Origin of the sequence: Bacillus sp. G1(2015b) (assembly GCF_001482475.1) — a bacterium.
Classification (GTDB): domain Bacteria; phylum Bacillota; class Bacilli; order Bacillales; family Bacillaceae; genus Bacillus; species Bacillus safensis.
On sequence record NZ_LKIC01000004.1, the window covers coordinates 143593 to 161693 of the forward strand.

Annotated in this window: 20 protein-coding genes; all 20 read right to left on the bottom strand. The window is 41.9% G+C overall.

What is annotated here, in order from left to right:
• Positions 1-65 precede the first annotated feature (65 nt).
• The 20 genes from tsf to fliM all read right to left on the bottom strand — a co-directional run bounded on the left by tsf (position 66) and on the right by fliM (position 18079).
• Positions 66-947 carry a translation elongation factor Ts gene (tsf, locus tag AMR95_RS04285; protein WP_034281801.1) on the bottom strand — a complete coding sequence of 294 codons (882 nt, stop codon included), beginning with the start codon at positions 945-947 and terminating at the stop codon, positions 66-68.
• A gap of 91 nt (positions 948-1038) precedes the next feature.
• Positions 1039-1773 (bottom strand): 30S ribosomal protein S2, encoded by a 735-nt coding sequence (rpsB, locus tag AMR95_RS04290; RefSeq protein WP_024426991.1) that lies wholly within the window; start codon positions 1771-1773, stop codon positions 1039-1041.
• Positions 1774-1928: 155 nt separating this feature from the next.
• Entirely contained in the window at positions 1929-2468 is a 540-nt protein-coding gene (locus AMR95_RS04295; protein ID WP_058837697.1) for a hypothetical protein, read from the bottom strand.
• 21 nt (positions 2469-2489) lie between these two features.
• Complete coding sequence (locus AMR95_RS04300) at positions 2490-3257, bottom strand: FliA/WhiG family RNA polymerase sigma factor (RefSeq protein ID WP_024424154.1); 768 nt, start codon at positions 3255-3257, stop codon at positions 2490-2492.
• Positions 3258-3281: 24 nt separating this feature from the next.
• A complete protein-coding gene (locus tag AMR95_RS04305) occupies positions 3282-3782 on the bottom strand; it encodes a chemotaxis protein CheD (protein WP_039178568.1) in 501 nt (166 codons plus the stop codon).
• Positions 3782-4408, bottom strand: a complete 627-nt coding sequence (locus AMR95_RS04310) for a chemotaxis protein CheC (RefSeq protein WP_024424156.1) — start codon at positions 4406-4408, stop codon at positions 3782-3784. Before AMR95_RS04310 ends, AMR95_RS04305 begins: the two co-directional genes overlap by 1 nt.
• Before the next feature lie 12 nt (positions 4409-4420).
• The gene (locus AMR95_RS04315; protein WP_024424157.1) at positions 4421-4882 is read right to left on the bottom strand and encodes a chemotaxis protein CheW; all 462 of its coding nucleotides are present in this window, start codon (positions 4880-4882) and stop codon (positions 4421-4423) included.
• 24 nt (positions 4883-4906) lie between these two features.
• Positions 4907-6934, bottom strand: a complete 2028-nt coding sequence (locus AMR95_RS04320) for a chemotaxis protein CheA (protein ID WP_039178565.1) — start codon at positions 6932-6934, stop codon at positions 4907-4909.
• A 5-nt stretch (positions 6935-6939) separates the two neighbouring features.
• Positions 6940-8013, bottom strand: coding sequence for a protein-glutamate methylesterase/protein-glutamine glutaminase (locus tag AMR95_RS04325; protein ID WP_039178562.1), 1074 nt, complete (start codon positions 8011-8013; stop codon positions 6940-6942).
• On the bottom strand, positions 8010-8915 hold the full coding sequence (locus AMR95_RS04330; protein WP_058837698.1) for a MinD/ParA family protein: 906 nt from the start codon (positions 8913-8915) through the stop codon (positions 8010-8012). Before AMR95_RS04330 ends, AMR95_RS04325 begins: the two co-directional genes overlap by 4 nt.
• On the bottom strand, positions 8909-10027 hold the full coding sequence (flhF, locus tag AMR95_RS04335; RefSeq protein ID WP_058837699.1) for a flagellar biosynthesis protein FlhF: 1119 nt from the start codon (positions 10025-10027) through the stop codon (positions 8909-8911). Before flhF ends, AMR95_RS04330 begins: the two co-directional genes overlap by 7 nt.
• Positions 10027-12060 (bottom strand): flagellar biosynthesis protein FlhA, encoded by a 2034-nt coding sequence (flhA, locus tag AMR95_RS04340; RefSeq protein ID WP_039178556.1) that lies wholly within the window; start codon positions 12058-12060, stop codon positions 10027-10029. The genes flhF and flhA overlap by 1 nt, the downstream gene beginning before the upstream one ends.
• 29 nt (positions 12061-12089) lie before the next feature.
• On the bottom strand, positions 12090-13178 hold the full coding sequence (flhB, locus tag AMR95_RS04345; RefSeq protein ID WP_039178554.1) for a flagellar biosynthesis protein FlhB: 1089 nt from the start codon (positions 13176-13178) through the stop codon (positions 12090-12092).
• Positions 13175-13954: a flagellar biosynthetic protein FliR gene (gene fliR, locus AMR95_RS04350; protein WP_039178551.1), complete on the bottom strand. Its 780-nt coding sequence runs from the start codon at positions 13952-13954 to the stop codon at positions 13175-13177. Before fliR ends, flhB begins: the two co-directional genes overlap by 4 nt.
• A 6-nt stretch (positions 13955-13960) precedes the next feature.
• Positions 13961-14230, bottom strand: coding sequence for a flagellar biosynthesis protein FliQ (gene fliQ / locus AMR95_RS04355; RefSeq protein WP_003211206.1), 270 nt, complete (start codon positions 14228-14230; stop codon positions 13961-13963).
• Between the two features lie 16 nt (positions 14231-14246).
• Complete coding sequence (fliP, locus tag AMR95_RS04360; protein WP_008354479.1) at positions 14247-14912, bottom strand: flagellar type III secretion system pore protein FliP; 666 nt, start codon at positions 14910-14912, stop codon at positions 14247-14249.
• Entirely contained in the window at positions 14905-15564 is a 660-nt protein-coding gene (fliZ, locus tag AMR95_RS04365; protein WP_058837700.1) for a flagella biosynthesis regulatory protein FliZ, read from the bottom strand. Before fliZ ends, fliP begins: the two co-directional genes overlap by 8 nt.
• 18 nt (positions 15565-15582) lie before the next feature.
• Positions 15583-15945 carry a response regulator gene (locus AMR95_RS04370; protein WP_007499584.1) on the bottom strand — a complete coding sequence of 121 codons (363 nt, stop codon included), beginning with the start codon at positions 15943-15945 and terminating at the stop codon, positions 15583-15585.
• Positions 15946-15972: 27 nt separating this feature from the next.
• Entirely contained in the window at positions 15973-17091 is a 1119-nt protein-coding gene (gene fliY / locus AMR95_RS04375) for a flagellar motor switch phosphatase FliY (RefSeq protein ID WP_058837701.1), read from the bottom strand.
• Positions 17081-18079 carry a flagellar motor switch protein FliM gene (gene fliM, locus AMR95_RS04380; protein ID WP_024424167.1) on the bottom strand — a complete coding sequence of 333 codons (999 nt, stop codon included), beginning with the start codon at positions 18077-18079 and terminating at the stop codon, positions 17081-17083. Before fliM ends, fliY begins: the two co-directional genes overlap by 11 nt.
• Between the last annotated feature and the right edge of the window lie 22 nt (positions 18080-18101).

An 18101-nucleotide genomic window follows, 5' to 3' on the forward strand; every position in this document is an offset into this window, starting at 1 on the left:
CCTCTAAAAAATAGGGAACACAGTGCTTGTGCTCCCTAAAAAAGCCCCAGAGAGCTTTTCAAACATTATTTTTTCACTTGGCTCATAACTTCTTCAGCAAAGTTGTCTTGACGTTTTTCGATACCTTCGCCCACTTCATAGCGAACATAAGTTTGAACAGTTGCATTTTTCGCAGCTACAACTTGTTTCACTTTTTCATCTGGGTTTTTAACGAACGCTTGGTCAAGTAAGCAAATTTCTTCGAAGAATTTGTTTAGACGGCCTTCTACCATTTTAGCTACGATGTTTTCAGGCTTTCCTTCTTGAAGCGCTTGCTGAGTTAATACTTCACGCTCACGGTTTGCTTCTTCTTCTGACACTTGGTCACGAGAAATGTATTTAGGGTTTACAGCTGCAACGTGCATTGCGATGTCTCTTGCAAGTTCTTCGTCAGTTGTTCCGTTAAGAACAGCTAACACACCGATACGTCCGCCCATGTGCAGGTAAGAACCGAATGCAGCATTATCTTCTTTTGTGATGACAGAGAAACGACGTAGAGTGATTTTCTCTCCGATTTTCGCAATTGCAGAAGTGATATGCTCTTCAACTGTTGAACCGTTTTCCATTTTAGAAGCATGAGCTTCTTCAATTGTTGCAGGTTTAGCAGCAAGCAAATGATCAGCAAGTTCATTAAGAAGTGCTTGGAATCCTTCGTTTTTCGCAACGAAATCAGTCTCAGAGTTCACTTCTAGGATGACGCCTGTGTTGCCATCAGTTTTGATAAGAGTTAATCCTTCTGCCGCAATACGGTCTGCTTTTTTCGCAGCTTTTGCGATTCCTTTTTCTCTTAGAAGGTCGATTGCTTTCTCGATGTCACCATCAGTTTCTGTTAACGCTTTTTTACAGTCCATCATACCTGCACCAGTTTTTTGACGCAGTTCTTTAACTAATTGAGCAGTAATTGCCATTTTACATTTCCTCCTTCTATGTTAAAACACGGATTACTAGGTGAAAAAAAGGTGATAAAAGGCATTTCCCTCTTATCACCTTTTGAATAGGTTACGCAGTTGTTGTTTCAGTTTCTGTCGTTTCTTCTACAACAGCTTCTTCTTCGCCTTGTTTAGACTCAAGAATCGCATCTGCCATTTTAGCAGTTAGAAGTTTTACAGCACGGATTGCATCATCGTTTGCAGGGATCACAACATCAATTTCGTCTGGATCACAGTTTGTGTCAACGATACCGATGATTGGGATATTCAATTTACGAGCTTCTGCAACTGCAATACGCTCTTTACGAGGGTCGATAATGAAAAGTGCATCCGGAAGACTCTTCATGTCTTTGATTCCGCCTAGGAATTTTTCAAGACGCTCTAATTCTTTTTTCAGTTGAACGACTTCTTTCTTAGGAAGAACTTCGAATGTACCGTTTTCTTGCATTTTTTCAATATCTTTCAAACGTTTAATACGTTTTTGGATTGTTTCAAAGTTTGTTAAAGTTCCACCAAGCCAGCGTTGGTTCACATAGAACATACCAGAACGGATTGCTTCTTCTTTCACTGAATCTTGTGCTTGCTTTTTCGTACCAACGAAAAGGATTTTTCCTCCGTCAGCAGCAAGGTTTTTCGTGAAGTTGTAAGCTTCCTCTACTTTTTTCACCGTTTTTTGAAGGTCGATGATGTAGATACCGTTACGCTCTGTAAAGATGTAACGCTTCATTTTTGGGTTCCAACGGCGAGTTTGGTGACCGAAGTGAACACCAGCTTCTAGCAATTGTTTCATAGAAATAACTGACATTTTGTTGCCTCCTAATATAATGGTTTTTTTTCCTCCGCTTAAGTCATGTTCACATAAAACTGCGCCACGGCAGCACCTTCATACGAATCATTAAGCGTGTGTATTTAACACCAAGAAATAATATAACACATGATGGACTGACAATCAAGAATCCTTTACAGCTTTCCGCTAAATTTTAATAAAAGCTCAATTTCTGTCTTACCAGTTTTCATTTCTTTCGCTATTTCTTCTAGTGATCGCCCTTCATCATATAAGGTCTTCACTTGGTTCTCGAATGTTTCTTCTATTTCACTTTCAGAAGGCAGAGAAGCCTCTGTTTCAAGTTGTGGAACGGGTTCGTTTACCTTCTCTTCCTGCACCTCAACTTCGCTAAGGAGAGCCGACAGGTGCTCTGGTACGGGATCTTCACTTTCGACCGATTGCTGGGATTCAATTGGTGGTTGTGGCTGCTTTGGTGTCTGAAGATCCGATTTCAGCTCTTCAGCAGAAAAATCAGGGGAAGCGGCTGCCACTTTTGTTAATTTGTCATTCTCTTCTTTGACTTCCATCAAAAATGCAGCCAGGGTATTTTCCGTTTCTTCTAGAAGTTCTCGCTGTTTTTGTTCTGTTGCCTTCAGCGAATTCATTCTTGTATATAAAATAATCACAAAATAAATAAGTGCAGCATGAAGCATGAAGCTAATCAGCCATAACATATTTTTTCACTCACTAACTCTTTAAGATTGAATGGCTTTATCAAGCAGATGCTTAAGCTTGAACAAGGCCTTTGAATGAATTTGCGAAATGCGCGAGGTAGATAAATTGAGCACTTGACCGATTTCCGTTAATGTCAGTTCTTCTTTATAGAAAAGACTGATCACGAGCTTTTCTTTTTCTGAAAGCTCAGTGATTTTTTCAGAAAGCTGTTCAATTAATTCATCTTTCAGCATTTTCTCTTCTGGAGTCACAGACTTCTCGTCGCGAATCATGACTTGGACATTTTCTCCGTCTTCTTGATCATGCAGCTTCTCATCGATTGAGAGCAGATTTGCAAAGAATCCTTCATTCATCGTTGTGACAACATCTTGTTCACTCATGCCGAGTTCCTCAGCCACCTCTGTCGGCGTCACATTACGCAAATAACGCTGTTCAAGCTTTTCAATAGCCGCTTCTACTTTTTTTGTTTTTTCTCTTGATGTACGAGGCAGCCAGTCCTCTTTACGAAGACCGTCGATGATGGCCCCGCGGATTCTGAAGGATGCATATGTATCAAACTTCAGATCTCTTCCGGGATCAAATTTTTCAAGGGCATCATATAAACCGAGCATTCCTAGACTGATCAAGTCTTCTTTATGCACTGACTTCGGGAGACCGATGGAAATTCTTCCAACATGATATGTGACGAGCGGCATATAGCGGCGCATAAGATCATCTCCAGCAGCAGGGTCTTTCCACTCTTTCCATCTAGCCCATAGCGCCTGATCTTCGTAATTTAAGGATTGCATCTTTATCCCCCTATACTTCCTTAGTTATATCTTCATAATGCCTTGCTTCACAGTACGGATCTCAAGCTCTGCCGTAAGCGGATCGAATTCAATCGTACGGCCACTGTTTCCGCCTGTATCCTCACTAATAATCGGGATATGATGAAGAGACAGATGTTCTTTCACAGCTGAAACGTTTCTAGGTCCAATTCTCATAAGATCATTGGTTGACTTAAACTTAAACATTTCCGCCCCGCCAGCAAGTTTTGCCTTTAGCGCATGTTTGCGTGCGCCTGCTTTTAGGAGCAGATCAATTGTATGCTTGACACCTGTATCTGCATATTTAGCCAAGTTCTCCACCGTCCCTTTTGAAAGAGAGGAGTCTGGCAGCATAACATGGACAAGGCCTGCCAGCTTTTTCTCTTGATCAAACAAGACAAGCCCTACGCAAGAACCAAGACCTGATGTCCGAATGCGGTCCGGTGTTTTGACAAGCTGAACATCCGCAATACCAACCTTTACAACTGCCGGAATTTGCACGTTCATTATAGGTTACCTAATGCTTTGAATAGTTTTTCAAACGATTCAAAGTCTGGTAATAGAAACATATTTCCTTTCAGCTCTTGCTTATTTTGATCATCAAAAATAGATGTATCAATCACAATCGCCTGATCACCAAGAGGACTGAATTGCATTAACCCTTCACTAATGACAGCTCCGAACATATCGAGCGTGACATCTGGAACACTTGGGTAAAGCTGCAATTTTGTTAAATCGGCAAGGGCTGATAAATAAGAGCCCGCTAAAATATTTCCCAGTTCATGAAGTGCTGACGTCCCCATCTCATGTTCATGAATCGTATCAATATCAAATGCCGGATCCTGGACAAGCTCTCTTACAAATTGCTCCGCTTGCTCAAACGGCATAATGAAAAAGATTGACCCGGTTAAATCCCCTTCCATTCGCAGGAAAATGCTTGCAACGGGAAGGTCTGCACCGCCAAAGAAATCCATTAAATCTTCAAACGAGAGAACCTTGACAAAAGGAACAGCCATATCAATTTTGCGATCCAATAGGTTGGCAAGAGCAGACGCTGCGTGGCCTGCCCCGATATTACCAACCTCTCCTAAAATATCTAGCTGTTCATCTTTAATTTCGTTGAAAATGCTCATTTCACATCCCCCTTAATGAACAGGTGCACCTTGAACGCTCTTGTCGAGGACAGCACCGGCATGAATGATATTGAAAAGACGCTGATCATGCTTAATAATACCTGTCACCCATGACTGTCCTTCTTTTTCAGCTGATTCAGGAGAAGATTCTACTTCTTCCTGATGAACGGTTATGACATCATTTGCTTCATCAACAATCCAGCCGACTTCAATGTCACCAACTTGTACAATGATCATTCTTGTTTCATCTGTAATCTCGTTGTCAGTAGAACCAAGTCTGACTCTCAGGTCAATGACAGGTGTCACGACACCGCGTAAATTAATAACACCGCATATATAAGGGGCAACGCCAGGAACTCTTGTCGGCTGCTGCCATTTTTCAATGGACTTTACTTCTGATACTGAAATGGCGTATTCTTTTTTGTTTACGATAAACACAATCATCTTTTCGCCAGTTTTGATATCTGTACTCATTTCAGACCGCTCCTCTATTGTTTTTTACTTGATCAGTGCATTACAGTCAACGATGAGTGCAACTTGACCGTCACCTAGGATCGTTGCGCCGGATATCGCAAATACGTTTGGCAGATAATCTCCTAGTGATTTCAATACAACCTCTTGCTGACCAATAAATGAATCGACCACAAATGCTGTCAGCTTGTCTCCTTTACGAACAACAATGATGTGCAGTTCTTCCTCTAATTCATTCGCATTTGGTACGTGGAATTGTTTCTTCAAGTACACGACCGGTACGATAAATCCGCGGAAATCAATCACTTCACGATCATGCGTTTGCAGGATGTCACTTTTCTTAATGACAGCCGTTTCAATAATAGAAGAAATCGGAATCGCAAATGTTTCCTCTTCCAGTTTTACAAGAAGAACGGAAATAATCGATAGTGTCAGCGGAAGCTGGATCGAGAATAGGGAGCCCTGTCCCTCTGTTGAGTTAATACTCACAGATCCGCCAAGTGATTCCAGCTTGTTTTTCACAACGTCAAGACCTACACCGCGGCCTGAGATGTCAGAAATCGTGTCAGCTGTAGAGAATCCTGCTGCAAAGATCAATGAATCAATTTGATGATCTTCAAGCGTTTCTGCTTCTCTTTCTGTAATAACTCCGCGCTCTAATGCTTTTTCAAGCACCTTTTTACGGTTAATCCCGCCTCCATCATCTTCTACTTCAATGAAGACATGGTTTCCGCTATGATACGCTTTTAATAGAACCGTACCTTTTTCCGGCTTGCCTTTTTTCACACGTTCTTCTGGTGATTCAATCCCGTGATCTAGACTGTTTCTAAGTAAGTGCAAGAGCGGATCTCCAATCTCGTCGATCACTGTTCGATCAAGCTCTGTCTCAGCACCCTCAATAATAAGTTCAATTTTCTTATTAAGCTCTTTCGTCAATTGACGAATCATACGCGGGAATCTGTTAAAGACAGTTTCCACAGGTACCATTCTCATGTTCAGGATGATTGATTGCAGGTCTCCAGAAATACGTGTCATTCTTTCGACTGTGTCTGTGAGTTCGTTATTTTCTAGTTCTTTAGCAATCTGTTCTAATCGGCCTCTATCAATCACAAGTTCTTCAAATAGATTCATTAGAGAATCTAGACGGTCGATGTTGACACGAATTGTTTTTGTTCCGCCGGCAGCTGCACCGTTATTGCCATTTGCTTTTGGTGCATCATTTGCTGGCGCTTTCGCAGCAGGAACGGAGACTTCTTCTTTTTTCTGTTCAGGCTGCGCCTCTTGTTTTTCAGCCGGAGCTGCTTCATCAAATGCGGAGACTTCAGAGATCTCAACCTTCTCAACCTCTGAGATCGCCGTGACGATTTTCTGCACTTCGTCCATCGGCAGTTTAGAAAGATAAGAAATGCTGAATTCTGATTCGAAATCTTCTGATTCTAACAGCTCTGCATTCGGAACGGTTTTGACAACCTCGCCTGCTTCATTTAGTCTTTCAAAAATCATATAGACACGAACGGCTTTTAGTAAGCACGCTTCGCTTAATGTCACGTTGAGTTCATAGCATTTAAAGCCTTGCTCTCTCGCTTCATCAAGAACCGTTCGTTCAAATTCGTTATAATCTAAGTCATTAGCAGCTGCTGATGCATCTGCTGTTTCAACGCTAGAAGCTGCCTCAGCATGGCTTCCTGTCACATCTAGCTTTTTACTAATCTCAGTGACATCACGTTTCCCGTCTCCTCCTTCTGCAATCGATTGAACCATTGCTTCAAGATGATCGAGTGCTTCGAACATCGTATCCATTGACTCAGGAGTGACAATCATTTGTTCATTACGGATAGCATCAAACATGTTTTCTAAATGATGCGTTAAGTGAGCCATATCATCAAAGCCCATCGTTGCACTCATGCCTTTCAATGTATGAGCTGCTCTGAATATATCATTCACTAGCTGCAAGTCGGTTGGGTTCTTTTCTAAATCAAGAAGTTTTTCATTACAAGTTTGTAAGTGTTCTCTGCTTTCATCTAAAAAGATATCTAAGTATTGGTTTACATCCAACGTGTTCACGCCCTCTCTTTTTTCATGGAGCTTATAATTGCATGTGCGATGTCATCCACATGCCTTGTTTCATGTGCAAGGCCTGCTTTAATGACTGATTTAGGCATTCCGAAAACAACACATGATTCTTCTTTTTCTGCAATGACTTTCGTATGACCGCTTGCGACCATTTTTTTGACACCTTCCGTACCGTCACTGCCCATGCCTGTCATAATGACAGCGATTTTCTCGTAACCCTTTATATTGCTGATGGATTCAAATAAATAGTTAACAGATGGTTTGTGCCGGCTTTCCGTGTCTTCAGGGGACAGCCTGATAACAAGTGATCCCCCTTGGTCATGAAGTGACATATTCATTCCACCAGGAGCTATGTAAGCCACTCCATTTTTCGCGATGTCTCCATCTTGCGCTTCTTTAATCGTAATTTGTGATAAATGGTCTAACCTAGCAGCAAGTGATGCCGTAAATCCTGCCGGCATATGCTGCACAATCAATATAGGTGCCTCTATGTCCTTAGGCAGCTTCGTTACGACTCGTTGAAGTGCCCTTGGCCCTCCTGTAGATGTTCCAATAGAAATAATCTTTCGGAGTGAGGCGCCTTTTACTGTTTGCAGACGGGGTGCAGCCACTGGACTTGGCGGCTTTATCACCGGCTTAGGAGACACCTTCTCTTCAGTGCGTTTCCTTGACAGTCCTGCCGCAAGTACCCGCTCTACAATTTGCCCTCTCACTTTGTGCAAATCGAGCGAAATACTTCCCGAAGGTTTTGTCACAAAGTCGAAAGCACCGAGTTCTAAGCAATGGATGGTTAAATCTTTTCCTTGCTTTGTCTGGCTTGACACCATAATTACGGCAAGGTCGTGTTCAGCCAGAATTTGTTTTAATGCTTCTGTTCCATTTAAAACAGGCATTTCCACATCTAATGTGACAACATCTGGATTCAGTTCCTTGATCCGTTTTAAGGCATCTTCCCCATTTCGCGCCGTTCCGACGACTTCAATTTCTTGCTCAGCACTTAGAAAATCACTAATGAGTTTTCTCATAAAGGCCGAGTCATCTACTACTAGCACTCTAATCATGAGTCCACCTTCCTCCTTTTAAAAAAAGAGGACAACTTATCTATAAACGTATGCTGTTCTCTCCGTGCCTCTCTTATCTGCTGATGATATAGTGTTTCTGCCAGCATCTTAATGGTTTTACTCAGCCTTGAATGAGGCTGCTTCATATAAAATGGAATTTGTTCTGATACTGCTTTAGGAACCGCAGGATCATCAGGCACAGCGCCAGCGAATACAAGTTTTCTGTGAAGAAAACTTGTGACCACTCCTGCTAATTTCCGGTAGGTTTCAGCCCCTTCTGACGGGGTTTTACACCGGTTGACAATGATTTGCACAGACCGTTCAAACTGATGAATGGCTAAGTGTTTAATTGCGCTGTAGGCATCCATGATGGATGTTGGCTCTGGCGTAGTCACAACGACTACTTCTCCTGCTGATAAGACAAATGGCAGCTGATCTTTTGACAGCCCGGCACCCATATCAAAGAATATACAATCGAAGCCCTGCATCATTTTTTCCATCTCTTCCAAAAAGAACGACCATTGATCTTTATCTAAAGAAAACAGCTGTTCAAGGCCGCTTCCGCCAGAAATGTAATATAGGTTATCCGTTCCTTTTGTCATAGCTGCTTGGAAGGATTTTTTTCTAACGAGAACATCTAATATAGAGCTAGTCGATGTTTTCCCTAGTAAAATATCAATATTCCCCATCCCAAAATCAAGATCGATTACTAACACTCTTTTGCCTGTGCTTGCGATAGACAGTGCCATATTCAGTGTCAAATTCGATTTACCTACCCCGCCTTTGCCGCTCATAACAGCAATGGTTTTTGCCTGTCCGCTGACGTTAAGAGGAGCCGGTGTGATCATTTGACTCTGCTGAACTAGTTTTCTTAGCCCTTCTGCTTGGTCGGGCTTCATGATTGTAAAACCATCCTTGTAAGTTCACGAGGAGAACCTTCAAGAATATCTTCAGGGACATTTTGGCCATTTGTTAAAAAACCAAGTTTGATTTGAGAGTCAGCAATGATTTGAAAAATGGTTCCCATCGTGTCCGTTTCATCTACTTTTGTAAAAATGAATTGATTGATTGGAACGTGTTCAAAGCGCTTGACCATGGCTTTCATGTCTTGATACTTCGATGTAGCACTCATCACGAGAAAACTTTGAATGCTCTCATCAAATGGAATAATGTCGGTCAGCTCTTTGATATACGCTTCTTCTTTAAAGTTACGGCCTGCTGTATCGATGAAAATATGATCATACTCTTTAAAGGTCTCTTGAGCTTTTACAAAATCCTCTCTCGAATAACAAACCTCAAGCGGTGCATTCAGCAGTTCAGCATATGTTTTCAGCTGTTCAATCGCTGCAATCCGGTACGTATCGGTTGTAATAAAAGCGATCTTTTTTTGCTGCTGAATGGCCGTTTTAGCAGCCAGCTTTGCAATCGTTGTCGTTTTACCAGCTCCAGTTGAACCGAACAGTACAATGTATTTTGAAGAAATCATCGGCTCATCAGAGGTTTTAGCTGGCAGCATATCTGTCAGCAGTTGTTCAAGTTCTTTTTCTATGTGATCTTCTTTAACCGCGCCCTTTGTTAAAAGACCCTTCAGGCATTCGTCTCGAATGGCATCATCAAGACCTTGATCCTTTAGCTTTTGATCGATTGCTATGAGAGGTTCAGGCAGAATACCAGCATGCCGTTCATTCCTCACATATTCTAAAGGCTGAGTATGAGTAGGCGCTGGTTTCGCCGCTTTGGGAGCAAAGGATGGCTCTTCGGGCTGCTTTTGAACTTGTTCCTTTTTTGGTAACACTGGAAGAGGAGGCGCAGGGTTTAACCCTTTACCAGCCCTTTCCTCGAAATCTTGATCCAGCACTGCAATCACTTCGACCATTTGCTGTTTCTTCAAACCGAACAGTTTGCGTTTGACAACGGTTTTGGAATTTAAAATAACGGCATCTTTCCCAAGCTGCTGCCTGATTTGAATCGTTGCCTCCTGCATAGAATTTGCTGTGATTTTTTTCATTTTCATTAGATATCCACCACTCCGATGCTCTGTACTTCCACATTCGCTTCTAGTTCGTTATAAGATAGTACCGGTAAATCTGGGAAATATCTTTCTAACAACTGCTTCACGTACATTCTTATAGGAGGTGAGCATAATAGAACCGGCGTTTCCTGACGAAGCGAAAGCTGTTCAATTTCTCTCGCCACTGATTGAATCACACTTTCAGAGGATTCTGGATCTAACGATAAGTAGTTGCCATGCTCTGTCTGCTGAACGCTGTCTGCAATCACCTTTTCTACTCGGCCTGAACATGTCACGACTTTGAGTGATTCATCTTCTCTTGCATACTGTGCGGTAATCTGTCTTGCCAGCGCCTGTCTGACATACTCTGTTAATAAATCTGTATCAGTCGTTAATTTTCCGTAGTCTGCAAGCGTCTCAAAAATGGTGACAAGGTTTCGGATAGAGACCTTTTCTTTCAGCAGCTTCGCCAGTACTTTTTGAATATCACCGACTGCCAGCGGATTTGGCGTTACCTCATCCACTAAGACAGGATAACTTTCTTTCAGATGATCGATTAATTGCTTCGTTTCTTGGCGTCCGAGCAGTTCGTGTGTGTTTTGTCTAATCTTCTCTGTGATGTGAGTAGACACGACAGATGCTGGGTCCACAACCGTATAGCCTAGCATCTCAGCCTGATCTTTTTCTGCTTCGGATATCCATTTAGCCGGCAGTCCAAAGGATGGTTCGATTGTTTCAATCCCTTCAATTGGATCATCATCAGGCGTTGGGGACATCGCTAAGTAGTGATCAAGCAGCAGCTCCCCTTTTGCTACTTCGTTCCCTTTAATTTTCAATCGGTATTCATTTGGGTTCAGTGCAATATTGTCCCGGATCCGGACGACTGGAATGACAAGACCCAGTTCGAGGGCAAGCTGCCTTCGGATCATCACAATTCGGTCTAACAGGTCACCGCCCTGGTTTGCATCAGCGAGCGGGATGAGGCCGTAGCCAAATTCAAATTCAATGGCATCCATTTGCAGAAGATGAATAACGCTTTCTGGACTTTTCATCTCTTCTACCTCTGCCTGTTCCTCCAGTACCTCTTCAATTTCTTCTTGGTCTTGTTTGTTTTTCGACATCATGTATGCGCCAAGTGCAAGTAAACCTGCGATAGGCCCTGTTAAAAGTATGCCGATAGGTGTAAACAGCCCAAGAAGGAAGATCGTGCCCGCTGTCACATAAAGCATGGCTGGGAATGCGAAGAGCTGACCTGTAATGTCTGACCCAAGGTTTCCATTAGAAGCTGCTCTAGTAACAACAATCCCTGTCGCCGTTGAAATGAGGAGTGCCGGAATTTGCGAAACGATTCCGTCTCCTACCGTTAATAGGGTAAAGTGGGAAGCTGATTCTTGAATCGACATGCCTTGCTGAAGCATCCCGATAATGATTCCAAATATAATATTGATGATGACGATGATAATACCTGCGATGGCGTCCCCTTTTACGAACTTACTGGCACCATCCATCGCTCCATAAAAGTCTGCTTCTCTCGCTACTTTTTCACGGCGATTTCTTGCTTCACTTTCTGTCAGCATTCCTGCATTTAAATCTGCGTCAATACTCATTTGTTTACCTGGCATCGCATCGAGTGTAAATCTTGCCGCAACCTCTGATACACGCTCTGCCCCTTTTGTGATAACAATAAACTGAATGATGATCAGGATAAGGAAAACAACAAGACCAACGAGGATATTTCCTCCAACAACAAATGAACCGAACGTTTCAACAACTTTCCCAGCATCTCCTGTTGAAAGAATAGAACGTGTTGTAGAGATGTTAAGCCCTAAACGAAACAGCGTTAAGAGCAAAAGCAATGATGGAAAAATTGAAAATTGCAGTGGTTCTTGCATGTTCATTGTGGTGAGAAGCACGATAAGCGCAAGAGAAATATTAATAATGATTAAAATACTTAATAAAACGGGCGGAAACGGTATGACCAGCATCGCCACAATTAAAATAACACTGAATAAAACAGATAAATCTCTTGCTGACATGCCTGTTCTCTCCTTTTAAAACCAAAAATTCATAAAATCTTTTGTTTCGTTTTATAGACGTAAGCTAAAATTTCTGCGATGGCCTTAAAGTATTCTTCTGGCACCGCTTGGTCGATGTCGACCTGATCATAGAGCGCGCGGGCAAGCGGCCTGTTCTCTACAGTCATGACATCATGTTCTTTCGCAATCGTTCTAATTTTCAAAGCCAAAATATCCGTTCCCTTTGCTACAACATAGGGCGCGTCCATTTTTTCTTCGTCATACTTTAAAGCAATGGCATAGTGGGTTGGGTTTGTAATGATGACGTCCGCTTTTGGGACTTCCTGCATCATCCGTCTCATGGCCATTTCCCGCTGACGCTGTTTAATCTTCGATTTGATGAGCGGGTCACCCTCAGATTTTTTATACTCATCTTTGATGTCTTGTTTAGACATCCGCAAGTTTTTTTCATAATCAAATTTCTGATACATATAATCAAGCCCTGCCAAGATCAGAAGAGCACCAGCAGCATACAACCCCATAATCAAGGTCATATTTGCGACGAAATGAAGGGTTTCCTCTGCTGTTAATAAAGGAAGCCGCAGAATTTCATCAAAGTGCATCCAAAGAGCAATAAATGTCGCAAAGCCAACAAAGCCAATTTTCAAAATAGATTTTAATAGCTCTACGAGGGCTCGAATACTGTATATCCGTTTAAACCCTTTGATTGGGTCAAGCTTTTCTAATTTCGGTTGAATCACTTCTGTCGAAAAGAGAAAGCCGACTTGTAAATAGTTACTGAGAACGCCTGCCAGCATACCAACACCAAGGATTGGCATAAGGAGGATCCCTGTTTCCTGAAGCAATTCCAAGAATAATTGATGAATATTAGATGTGCTAACCTTCATTAGCATGGTTGTTGAATAAAAACGTTCAATGAGCGCGATAATCCGCTCTTTCATAAAAGGCCCAATAAAAAAGAATGATAAAAAGATTAATAGAAATGAGATGGCTGTATTGACGTCGGTACTTTTGGCAACCTGTCCTTTTTTACGTGAATCCCGTCTTTTTTTCGGCGTTGCTTTTTCTGTTTTTTCACCTGCGAAAAATTGCAAGTCTAGTCTAAGCCTTGTCATCATGACGAACCACCGACCAATGCTAAGAAATTCCTCATGGTGAGTACAATCGTTTCAAATGTATTTTGGACAACACCGAAGATGACGCCCATACAGATGATGATCATAATAAAACTCACACCCATTTTAATAGGAAGTCCAACCACAAATACGTTCATTTGTGGAACTGTACGTGCCACAATCCCCAGTGCCAAATCGACTAAAAACAGACTTGCCACTACAGGTGCCGAGATTTGAAAGGCAATGATAAACATTTGGTTGAAGCTCTTTGCGATAAAGTAAGCAAAGGATTCACTGCCGAAATTCAGCGCGTATTGATCAACCGCAATATATTGAAAGCTGTAATAGATTCCATCAAGCAGCAGGTGATGTGCGTTTGTTGCCAGCATCAACAGCAATGTGACCGTATAAAAAAACTGTCCCATCAGCGGCGTCTGCGCCCCTGTTTGCGGATCGATAATATTGGCAATCGCAAAACCCATTTGAAAATCAATGAATGAGCCGGCAATTTGAACAGCGGACACCATGATGTATGCAATCAGCCCAAGCAGCAGACCGACCATTGCTTCTTTCACCGCAAGCATCATATAAAGACCGTCGATGTCAAGTGATGGTGGTTCTTTTATGGTGCTAAAACTAATGACAGCTAAAAATAGCGAGAATCCAACTCTGTGAACAGCTGGGATCGTTCTATGCGCTAAAAGCGGTACTGTCACAAAAAAAGCGGTGATCCGAATAAAAACTAAAAGAAAAGCAGGGAATAATTCTATGATTGACATCGCTGGTTAACCTGCAAATCGATCTAAATTTGAGAACAGCTCTGTCGTAAAGGACACGATTGTTGAAAGCATCCATGGACCAAACACAACGAGTCCAATGAGTACTGCAACAATCTTAGGAATAAACGCAAGCGTCTGTTCTTGAATTTGGGTTGTCGCCTGAAACACACTGACAATCAGTCCCACAATGAGTGCGAGCGCTAGAAGCGGCCCACTCACAAGCAATACTACATACACTGATCTTTCAGCCATCGTAATGACAAATTCTGAACTCATGTTTTAAGCACCTACTCTAAAAGCTTTGCAGCAAAGATTTAACTATCAAATACCATCCATCGACTAAAACAAATAACAATATTTTGAAAGGGAGTGATATCATAACCGGCGGAAGCATCATCATCCCCATTGACATCAGAACACTTGCGACCACCATGTCAATAATTAAAAATGGAATAAAGATCATAAAACCAATTTGAAATGCCGTCTTTAATTCTGAGATGGCAAAAGCGGGAACCATCGCCGTTAATGGAATATCTTTAATCGATTCAGGTGTATCCATTTTTGCGTAGCTAAGAAATAAAGCCAAATCTTTCTGTCTTGTATGTTTACTCATAAACTCTTTAATCGGCACTTCGGCTTTTTCATACGCCTGATTTAACGTGATGTCATCATTTAAAAGCGGCGTGAGCGCCTCTTTATTAATCTGTGAGAACGTGGGTGCCATGATAAAAAATGTGAGAAACAAAGCAAGTCCAACAAGCACTTGGTTTGGCGGCATTGAGTTGGTTGCAAGTGATGTTCTGACAAATGAAAGAACAATCACAATCCGTGTAAAACACGTCATTAAAATGAGAATGCCCGGTGCAACCGAAAATACAGTTAAAAGTAATAGAAGACGGACAGATGTGCTAATATTTCCTGCACCGCTGGAATTAAATAAATCGATAAACTCATTCATTTTGTTTCGGGCCTTTCTTTCTGACTTCTGATTGGGTCTTTTTCAATTCGGCTAGCTGCGCCTTTAAATTGACTGAAAAAGAAGAAGTGGTCGGCTGATCATGTTTCTTTACCTGCGATGTGAATTTTTGAACCATTTTTGGTAAATCGGTCTTACTCTCCATCGCTTCTTCATATTGTTTTACGATTGCTTCACATTCTTGTTCATCATCAATTTCTTTTAGCAGCTGGATTGAATCTGCTACGCCGACAACTAATACTCGTTTGCCCACCTTAATCAGCTGGACTGAACGGTTTTGTCCGACTGTCGTTCCGCCAATATTTTCAACATAGCGAAATGGTTTGAGTAAGCGGTTTTGCTTACCAACAAATCTCACCAATCCATAAATAAGCAGGATGACAAATAGTAAGGCACCAATCATTTTGACAAAATCCATAATGGAGACAGAAGAAGAGGGAACTTCTTCTGCCGGATTCGTTTGATTGTCAGTGGTTTTCTTCTCTGTATCCTTTTTGCTTTCTTTCTCATCTTTGAGCCAGTCATTCACTGTGCCATTCTCAGGATCTTTCGTTTCAGCAAACAGTGAGGCAGGCTGCATCGTCAAGAAAAGCATAAAACTGATCATTGCTATACATATCAAACGTTTTTTCAACAAATCTTACACCCTTTTTTAGCCTAACGTTTTATTAATTGCTTCAAGTACACGGTCTGCCTGGAATGGCTTCACGATAAAGTCTTTTGCGCCTGCTTGGATCGCGTCAATAACCATTGACTGCTGTCCCATTGCAGAACACATGATGATTTTTGCAGAAGCATCGATTTGTTTAATTTCTTTTAGTGCAGTGATTCCGTCCATTTCTGGCATTGTGATATCCATTGTGACAAGATCAGGAGATGTTTCTTTGTATTTTTCAACTGCTTGTGCGCCGTTTTCTGCTTCTCCTACTACATCAAATCCGTTTTTTACAAGAATATCCTTGATCATCATTCTCATGAATGCTGCATCATCTACGATTAATACCTTAGTAGCCATTTACTTATTCTCTCCCTGTATGTTTGTTTATTTTAAATTAGAAAGTCTTTCTGACTGGCTTAAAATGTCAGTCACACGAACACCAAAGTTCTCATCAATGACAACGACTTCCCCTTTGGCGACGATTCGTTTGTTAACTAGAATGTCTACTGGCTCACCAGCAAGTTTGTCCAGTTCAATGATACTTCCAGCTGAAAGCTCAAGAACTTCTTTCACACTGCGCTGAGTTCTTCCAAGTTCCACCGTAATGGAAAGCGGAATGTCCATCAGCATATCAAGATTTCCAAGCTGGCTTGTTGTATGCTGAGGCTCACTGAACGCTTCAAATTCGACTGGCGCCACATTTACAGGTGCTGCCGGCTTCGCCTGTCTTTTCGGCGGTGCTGCTTGCTGCGCTGGGGCAGACTGCGTTTGCGATGCTGCCAGCTGAGGTTCAGGTGTGCTCACTTGAGCTTCTTGAACAGGCTCTTCTTCATTCGCAGGGACTGTTAATTCTGCGATTAAATCCTTCGCAAATGTAATAGGATAAAGCTGCATAATATTTGAATCGATCAGTTCACCTATTGTTAATCTGAAGGATACTTTGACAAGCATTTCTTCAGCTGGAATACGGTCTGTCCCTTCTCCTTCTTTCACATCAAGTAATTCGACGCGCGGCGGAGAAATATCAATCTTTTTATTAAAGACTGTCGACATAGACGTCGCAGCAGAACCCATCATTTGGTTCATCGCTTCTTGCACTGCACTTAAATGAATTTCGCTTAAAGAAGGGTCAGCATTTGTCCCGTCTCCGCCCATCATTAAGTCCGCAATGACTGCTGCATCTGTTTGCTGGATAACAAGCAGGTTACTTGCGCTGAAGCCCTCTGTATAATTCACTTCAATAGCGACATACGGATGAGGAAATTCCTCATTCAGCTTACTTTTTTGAATCACTGTAACCGTTGGAGTTGTAATCTCCACTTTTTGATTTAATAGGGTTGAAAGTGCTGTTGCAGAGCTGCCAAATGAAATATTACCGATTTCTCCAATGGCATCTTGCTCCATTGCAGAAAGGATTGTATCAGGCTCTATATCGTCATTGCTGCCTCCTTTAAGGAGCGCATCGATTTCGTCTTGTGATAATTTACTTCCGTTATTCTCCATCTTCTTCACCTCTTATGTCGTGATCTAGAATTTGAATCGCCTGTTTCCGATTCACGCGGCCGGCCTGTCCCAAGAATTTCGGTTTATTTCCGACCATAACAGTAAGAGGCGCATTTACTGGTTTGTCCAAGGCAATACAATCACCAATTTCCAAATTCAAAAACTCTTCCACCGTCATTTCCGATTGTCCCAGCTCTGCGACTACCGGTATTTTTGCCTTCATAATCCGTTTTTCAATGGCCTTTGTCTCTTGCTGTTTTGGTTCATTTCGTTCAGACTGCATCCAGTAGTGTACAGACAGCTTCGGAATAATAGGCTCTAATACAACGTGAGGAATACAAAGGTTAATAACCCCGCTTACCTCGCCAATCTGTGTATTAAGAGAAATGACGACAACTGTTTCGTTTGGTGACACCATTTGAACAAACTGGGGATTTACCTCGAAATCTGCCATTTCAGGCTCGATGTCGGTTATGGACTGCCACGCTTCTCTGTAATTTTCCAAAGCTCCCTCAAACATGTTTGAGATAATCTTTGTTTCGATTTCTGTAAGTGATTCTGTCTTATTATGACTAATGCCAATCCCGCCCATCAGCCTGTCCATCATCGCATAGCCGATTGTTGGGTTCACTTCAAGCATGATTCTTCCTTCAAGCGGGCTGACATAAAATAAGTTTAATAATGTCATATTAGGAATCGAACGAATAAATTCTTCGTATGGTACTTGGTCAACCGAGCTGACAGTAATTTGAATATATGATCTTAGCTGCGCTGAAAAGTGAGTGGTGAGCAGTCTAGCGAAGTTATCATGAATCCTTGTTAAACTTCGAATCTGGTCTTTTGAAAAGCGCAGTGCACGTTTAAAGTCATACACTTTCACTTTTTTCGTCGTTTCTTCTTTTTTCAGCTCTTCTGCATCCATTTCGCCTGTTGAGATGGCGGATAATAATGCGTCGATCTCATTCTGGGAAAGCACTTCTCCTGACATTTCTTCACCTCCGTCGCGTTAA

What these genes read in the sequence shown, in the direction of transcription:
- tsf (WP_034281801.1), bottom strand. Translation starts at nt 947, where the DNA reads ATGGCAATTACTGCTCAATTAGTTAAAGAACTGCGTCAAAAAACTGGT.
- rpsB (WP_024426991.1), bottom strand. Translation starts at nt 1,773, where the DNA reads ATGTCAGTTATTTCTATGAAACAATTGCTAGAAGCTGGTGTTCACTTC.
- AMR95_RS04295 (WP_058837697.1), bottom strand. Translation starts at nt 2,468, where the DNA reads ATGTTATGGCTGATTAGCTTCATGCTTCATGCTGCACTTATTTATTTT.
- AMR95_RS04300 (WP_024424154.1), bottom strand. Translation starts at nt 3,257, where the DNA reads ATGCAATCCTTAAATTACGAAGATCAGGCGCTATGGGCTAGATGGAAA.
- AMR95_RS04305 (WP_039178568.1), bottom strand. Translation starts at nt 3,782, where the DNA reads ATGAACGTGCAAATTCCGGCAGTTGTAAAGGTTGGTATTGCGGATGTT.
- AMR95_RS04310 (WP_024424156.1), bottom strand. Translation starts at nt 4,408, where the DNA reads ATGAGCATTTTCAACGAAATTAAAGATGAACAGCTAGATATTTTAGGA.
- AMR95_RS04315 (WP_024424157.1), bottom strand. Translation starts at nt 4,882, where the DNA reads ATGAGTACAGATATCAAAACTGGCGAAAAGATGATTGTGTTTATCGTA.
- AMR95_RS04325 (WP_039178562.1), bottom strand. Translation starts at nt 8,013, where the DNA reads ATGATTAGAGTGCTAGTAGTAGATGACTCGGCCTTTATGAGAAAACTC.
- flhF (WP_058837699.1), bottom strand. Translation starts at nt 10,027, where the DNA reads ATGAAAATGAAAAAAATCACAGCAAATTCTATGCAGGAGGCAACGATT.
- flhA (WP_039178556.1), bottom strand. Translation starts at nt 12,060, where the DNA reads ATGTCAGCAAGAGATTTATCTGTTTTATTCAGTGTTATTTTAATTGTG.
- flhB (WP_039178554.1), bottom strand. Translation starts at nt 13,178, where the DNA reads ATGATGACAAGGCTTAGACTAGACTTGCAATTTTTCGCAGGTGAAAAA.
- fliR (WP_039178551.1), bottom strand. Translation starts at nt 13,954, where the DNA reads ATGTCAATCATAGAATTATTCCCTGCTTTTCTTTTAGTTTTTATTCGG.
- fliQ (WP_003211206.1), bottom strand. Translation starts at nt 14,230, where the DNA reads ATGAGTTCAGAATTTGTCATTACGATGGCTGAAAGATCAGTGTATGTA.
- fliP (WP_008354479.1), bottom strand. Translation starts at nt 14,912, where the DNA reads ATGAATGAGTTTATCGATTTATTTAATTCCAGCGGTGCAGGAAATATT.
- AMR95_RS04370 (WP_007499584.1), bottom strand. Translation starts at nt 15,945, where the DNA reads ATGGCTACTAAGGTATTAATCGTAGATGATGCAGCATTCATGAGAATG.
- fliY (WP_058837701.1), bottom strand. Translation starts at nt 17,091, where the DNA reads ATGGAGAATAACGGAAGTAAATTATCACAAGACGAAATCGATGCGCTC.
- fliM (WP_024424167.1), bottom strand. Translation starts at nt 18,079, where the DNA reads ATGTCAGGAGAAGTGCTTTCCCAGAATGAGATCGACGCATTATTATCC.